The organism is Pseudomonas sp. (assembly GCF_035277045.1).
Taxonomy (GTDB): Bacteria; Pseudomonadota; Gammaproteobacteria; order Pseudomonadales; family Pseudomonadaceae; genus Aquipseudomonas.
The window spans coordinates 1-5,633 of the sequence record NZ_DATELE010000183.1 but is presented as its reverse complement, the minus strand read 5'-3'; the positions used below and the strand labels follow the sequence as shown (position 1 = coordinate 5,633).

The 5,633-nt window shown below is 65.2% G+C and carries 3 protein-coding genes; 1 reads left to right on the top strand and 2 read right to left on the bottom strand.

Annotated features, from left to right (window positions below):
* Both VJS90_RS09630 and norR read right to left on the bottom strand, forming a co-directional pair.
* Positions 1–2,312: Ig-like domain-containing protein (locus tag VJS90_RS09630; RefSeq protein ID WP_324121364.1), on the bottom strand; the 2,312-nt coding region annotated here is incomplete at its 3' end.
* Positions 2,313–2,570: 258 nt separating this feature from the next.
* Entirely contained in the window at positions 2,571–4,133 is a 1,563-nt protein-coding gene (norR, locus tag VJS90_RS09625; protein WP_324121361.1) for a nitric oxide reductase transcriptional regulator NorR, read from the bottom strand.
* 155 nt (positions 4,134–4,288) lie between these two features.
* Here norR and hmpA point away from each other — a divergent pair, with 155 nt between their 5' ends.
* Positions 4,289–5,467: an NO-inducible flavohemoprotein gene (gene hmpA / locus VJS90_RS09620; protein ID WP_324121359.1), complete on the top strand. Its 1,179-nt coding sequence runs from the start codon at positions 4,289–4,291 to the stop codon at positions 5,465–5,467.
* Positions 5,468–5,633 lie beyond the last annotated feature (166 nt).

Genomic DNA, 5,633 nt, shown 5'->3' with positions numbered 1-5,633 from the left:
GCGGCCTCGGGTGGGGTAGTGTCGACCGGCGGCACGCCGAGATCGGGGGCGGTAATAGTAGTGGCGCCGGAGGTGTTGCCGGTCGCATCGAAGGCACTGGCCTGGAGCACCTGGCCATCGACCTGCGGCGGATCAAGCGTGACGCTGAAGCTGCCGGCCTCGTTGACCACGGCAGTGCCCAGCTCGTTGCCGTCGGGATCGACCACGCGCACGGTGGAGCCGGGCTCGCCGCGGCCGGTCAGCTGTTCGCCGTTGGCGCTGATGACCAGTTCGGTCGGAGCGGCGGGGGCGGTGGTATCTGGGGCAGTGACCTGGACCGGCAGCGAGCTCGCGCCGGTGCCGTCCACAGCGATTACATCAATCAGCTCGCCATTGGTCAGGGGCGGGGTCAAGCCGATGGTGAAGGTGCCATCGTCACCCACCAGCCCGCTGCCGATCACCGCGCCGGTGCTGTCACGTACCCGTACTTCGGTGCCGATCGGAGCCGTGCCGCTGATGCTGCTGCCGTCGTCGGCCAGCACCACGTCGCCTGGGGCGGCAGGGGCCGGCACCACAGGGACGGTGAATTCGAGGTTTTCAGAGGTGTTGCCGCTTGCATCGACCTGGGTCAGGTTGACGCTCTGGCCGGCAATGACCGGGGTGTCCAGGGTCAGGACAAAGCTGCCGTTGTCGGCAACGGTACCTTCACCAATCAGATTGCCATCGGCATCACGCACCTGCACCTGGGCGCCGGCTTCGCCGCGACCCGAGACGCTGACGCCATCGGCGCCGACCACCACATCGGTGAGGATTGCCGGTGGAGTGGTGTCTGGCGCATTCAGCACAACGGGTTGTGAGCTGTTTCCAGCGGCATCGACCTGACGAACATCCAATGGCTCGCCATTGGTGAGGGCCGGGGCGATGGTCAGGTTGAAGCGGCCATCGTCGCCGACCAGACCGGTACCCACGATCGCTCCGGAAGCATCGCGCACTTCCACGGTAGCGCCTACCTCACCAGCGCCGGTGAGGGTAACGCCGTCAGCCAGGGCAAGATCGGTGGGCTCACCTGGAGCCGTCAGGTCAGGGCTGGTAACCGGTGCATCGGCCGATACGTTGCCAGCGGCGTCGGTCAGGTTGACCTGCAAGGTACTGCCATCGACCACGGCAGGGTCCAGTGCAAGGCTGAAAGTACCGTCGGCCGCGACAGTGCCGGTGGCGATGACATCGCCCGCGGCGTTGCGCAGCTCGACGGTGGCATTCGCCTCGCCGCGACCGGAAACCGTGCGGCCATCGGCACTGATCACCACGTCGGTGGCGGCTTCAGGCGGCGTGGTGTCACCCGGCGGCACGCCGAGATCCGGCGCGCTGACGCTGGCAGCTTCCGAGGTGTTGCCAGCGGCATCGCTGGCGGTCACTTGCAACGCTTCGCCGTCGGTCTGTGGCGGCTGCAGGTCGACGCTGAACAGGCCATCGGCGCCTGCCACAGCGCTGCCAAGCACACTGCCGTCGGCCCCCAGCACCTGCACGGTCGCACCCGGTTCGGCGCGCCCGCTCAGCACCGTGCCTTGGTCGTTGACAGCAAGTTCGGTAGGCGCCAGCGGCGCAGTCACATCCGGGGCAACTGCCGTGCCGGGCTCCGATAGGTTCCCCGCGGCATCGCCCAGGGTGACATCGACTTGCTCGCCATTGAGTTGCGGCGTGCCCAGGGCGACATCGAAGCGGCCATCGGCACCGACGGTACCGGTGCCAATCACGGTACCCGCGGCATCGCGCACGAACACCGTGGTGCCCGCTTCACCCAGACCGCTCAGGCGCAAGCCATCGACCGAGAACAGCAGATCGGTGGGGCTGGCCGGCGCCGTGGTATCGCCAGGCGTGCCGCCACCACCGCCACCACCGCCGCCGCCACCCCCCGCAGCCGCGGCGGCACCACCGGCACCCAGCAGGCCGAGCGCAGCAATGGCAAAGGTGGGCGTGGCGCTGCCGACCACACCGACACCGGCCATGAGTTCATCGAGGGAGGCGACGCTTTCGAAGGTGAATCCGGTGAACGCCTCGGCGTCATACACCGCGTTCCAGAGCGTACCGTCTTCACCGACGAATACCATGTCGCTGGCCACGCCTTCAGGGTTGACGGCAAAGAAGTTGCCGACAGTGACTTTTTCCCCCGACTTGAGATTCACAATCAGGTCTTGCCCGTTGCGGGTGACCGTTGCTACCTGGTTGGGCGATACCGGCATCTGCACCAGGGAGGGACTTTGAAGGCTGACATCGCCCCAGGCATTCTGGGTGAGCTGGGTGGTTTGTTTATCGGCGACGACGATGTTGACCATGACTGCTCCCTGCTTGAATAGGCTGTTCTCACTGGATCGACCCAGTGGAATTCCAAACCGTGCTGGTAACCCGACGAGTGGTACGCCAGAGTTACAGATGTGTAACGTGGGCGTTACAGGTGATCATGGAGGTATAGCAAAGCTGACCGAGACGACCAGTTTTGCAGGCGCGCCAAATAAATGGGCGTCAAAAAAATGGACGACTCAGAGGTGTGGTTTCAGGTGCTCAGGAACAAGGGTAGGGGGCTCTCACGGCCCCTATCGCAGGCCCAGCCGTTTGGCCAGGCGGCTCAGGTTGGCCCGATCAATATCCAGCTCCCGCGCCGCGGCCGCCCAGTTCTGAGCGTGGCGCGCCAGACAGGCCTCGATCAGCTCTCGCTGGTAACCGTCGGTAGCCTCCCGCAGACCACCCTCCGGTAACGCCACCGGCAAGGCGGGCGGAGGCTCGGGTTGCATGACCGGCAGCACCTTGCGCAAATCCAGGTCCCCTGACTCAAGCGTCAGGATGCGCGGTCGCTCCGGGTACTGCCCGAGGGCCTTGAGCGCGGACCGGCCGATCAGGTGTTCAAGCTCGCGCACATTGCCCGGCCAGTCGTAGGCCAGCAGGGCAGCCTGCGCGTCGGCACTCAGGCGCAGGCTGTTCAGGCCCATGCGCGAACGGTTCTGCTCAAGGAAGAATCCCGCCAGCAGCAGCACATCGCGGCCTCGCTCACGCAAGGGCGGGACCTGCAGGGGATAAACGCTCAACCGATGGTAGAAGTCCGCGCGGTAGCGGCCGCTGCGAACTTCCTCGGCGAGGTCACGGTTGGTGGCGGCGATCAGGCGCACGTCCACCTGGTGTTCCCGGTCGGAGCCCAAGCGCTGCAGCTGTCCGCTTTGCAATACCCGCAGCAGCTTCGCCTGCACGGACAACGACAGCTCACCCACTTCATCGAGAAACAGCGTGCCGCCATTGGCCAGCTCGAACTTGCCGCGGCGCTCGACATGAGCGCCGGTGAAAGCGCCGCGCACGTGACCGAACAGCTCGCTTTCAACCAGGGTGTCGGGCAGCGCCGCGCAGTTCAGGCTGATCAGCGGTTTATCGGCCCGCGCGCTGGCCTGGTGCAGGGCCTGGGCCACCAGTTCCTTGCCGACGCCGGTTTCGCCGGTGATCAACACCGTGAGATCGCTGCTCCCGACCAGGCGGATTTCCTCGACCAGGCGTTTGTGGGCCGGGCTCTGGCCGATCATTTCCTGGTGCTGCTGGCCGCTGGCCTGACGATAGACCTCGGCGCGCTGGCGTTCGTCCTCGGCCCGCAAGGCCAGGCGATCGATGCGCTCGGCTACGTTGACCGTGGCCGCGGCCAGGCTCGCGAAGGCTTGCAAGGCATCCAGCTCAAGGGCCTGGAATTGCCCAGGCGTGAGCGCATCGAGAGTCACAAGGCCCCAGGGGTGCTCATCCACGAACAGTGGGCAACCCATGCAGTCATGCACTTCCAGCGGTGAGTGCCCCTCTTCGGCCAGGCCCTCGACCAGGCCGTCGTAGGGATCGGGCAGGTCACTGTCACTGGCAAATCGCGTCGGCTCGCGGCGGCTCAGGAGAATCTGGAAACGCGGATGCTCGCTGACCCTGAAACGTCTGCCCAAGGTATCCGCGGCCAGCCCGTCGACCGCCAGCGGCACCAGCCATTCCCCGTCCAGTCGCAGCAAGGCGGCTGCGTCGCACGGCAGCAGACCGCGCATGGCCTGTAGCAGGCGGCGATAGCGCTCATGATCGGGCAGCTCGCGGGACAGGTCGCTGACCAGGGGCAGCAGGGCAGTGAGCAGGGGTTTTGCTGTCATAAAGACTCCTTTTGGTCATCCTGACTATAGCGCGGCCCGTGTCGTTTTGACCTGATCTGCGTCAACCGCCTGATTTTACTGGGTCCTGAAACTGGCATGAATCCTGATATAGCCATGACAATCTTTTCAAAGCCCAAGGCTCAGGAGTTGCTGCAATGCTCAATGCCCAACAACGCGCGATCATCAAGGCCACTGTCCCTCTGCTCGAGAGCGGCGGTGAAGCACTGACCACCCACTTCTACAACATGATGCTCAACGAGCACCCTGAGGTGCGTCCGCTGTTCAACCAGGCGCACCAGGCTAGCGGTGCCCAGCCACGCGCGCTGGCCAACGGCGTGCTGATGTACGCCCGGCACATCGACCAGCTCGAACAGCTCGGCGGCCTGGTCGGGCAGATCATCAACAAGCATGTGGCGTTGCAGATCCTGCCGGAGCACTACCCGATCGTCGGTGCCTGCCTGCTGCGCGCCATCGAGGAAGTACTGGGCGAGGAGATCGCCACCCCGGACGTCATCGATGCCTGGGGCGCGGCGTACCAGCAGCTTGCCGACATCCTCATCGCAGCCGAAGAGGGGCTATACGCCAGCAAGGCCCAGAGCACCGGCGGCTGGCGTGGCACCCGCGAGTTTCGTCTGGCGCGCCGGGTCGAGGAGAGCAGCGAGATCGTCTCGTTCCATTTCGCTCCGGTCGATGGCAAGCCGGTCCTCAAGGCAGAGCCCGGCCAGTACATTGGCGTTCAGTTGTTCATCGACGGTGCCGAGCAACGCCGCAACTACTCGCTGTCGGCGCTGTGCGCGGGCGATGAGTACCGCATCAGCGTCAAGCGCGAGACGGGCGGCAAGGTTTCCAGCCACCTGCATCAGCATCTGAAGGTAGGCGACACCCTGCAGCTGTTCCCACCCGCAGGTGACTTCACCCTGGCGCCGAGCGACAAGCCACTGGTGCTGATCAGCGGTGGGGTAGGCATCACCCCGACCCTGGCGATGCTTGAAGCCGCGCTGGACACCGGCCGTGCGGTGCACTTCATCCACTGCGCGCGCAATGCCGGTGCGCACGCGTTTCGCGACTGGATCGACGCACAGGCGGCGCGTCATCCGCAGCTCAAGCGCTTCTATTGCTACGCCGAGGATGATGGCAGTGCCCAGGCTGACGCCGTAGGGCTGATCAGCCAGGAGCAACTGGGCCAGTGGCTGCCGCAGGATCGCAACCTCGATGCGTACTTCCTCGGCCCCAAGGCTTTCATGGCGGCCGTCAAGCGCCACCTGGAGGCCTTGGGGGTACCGGCGCAGCAGAGCCGGTACGAGTTCTTCGGGCCGGCTGAAGCATTGGTCTGAATCCGGCGCTGCTTGTTTCCAGGTACATCGCTGTGCCGTTGGGAGTAACTGTCTTCCATCCAGGCTAATCACAGTCCCCCAGCCCGGCATCGCCGGGCTCGGTGGGAGCGCGCTTGCCCCCCGCTTTAATCCTTCTTTAATCACTGTATCCTTCACTGCCGGGCGA